Annotated in this window: 1 protein-coding gene; it reads left to right on the top strand. The window is 47.8% G+C overall.

The genetic code is table 11. The features are described from left to right. Nucleotides 1-178: 178 nt before the first annotated feature. Nucleotides 179-506 (top strand): Gfo/Idh/MocA family oxidoreductase (locus J4G02_06680; GenBank protein ID MCE2394262.1); only part of this gene is annotated, 328 nt, incomplete at its 3' end.

The raw sequence follows: 506 nt of genomic DNA, 5'->3' as shown, positions 1-506 counted from the left end.
CTCTGACGAGCGATTTCCATGGAAAGTAAATTGTAGGTCGAGATTCACATCTCGACACTGACTGACGAGCGATTTCCATAGAAAGTAGGTCGAGATTTACATCTCGACACCAAAGCGTCAATTTTAGAAAATCGATCTACAGAAATCCAAAACTATTTCTACGGAAAGAATGAGATAAATGCCCACACAAGAATTGCCCCTCAAAGCTGCCGTGGTTGGCCTTCACATCCACGCCGGCAGCCTACACCCCGATAAAAACCACGGTCTGCTCAAGTCGTTCAAAGGACAGGAAGACGTAGAAATTGTAGCATACTGTGAATCCTCACCGGATCAGGCAGAGTTACTAGACGAAATCCGCCACGCCGATCCGGCTGCGCGTATCTATACTGATCTCGACAGCTTGATGGCAAATGAGGATTTTGACTTTTCTGTCATTATGCTGCCCCCCAATGAAGCGACACCCACAGCGCTGCGTCTGGCGGAGTCAGGCAAACATCTCTTCATTG

This window comes from Candidatus Poribacteria bacterium (genome assembly GCA_021295755.1).
Classification (GTDB): domain Bacteria; phylum Poribacteria; class WGA-4E; order WGA-4E; family PCPOR2b; genus PCPOR2b.
This window is presented reverse-complemented; position numbering and strand designations above follow the sequence as displayed.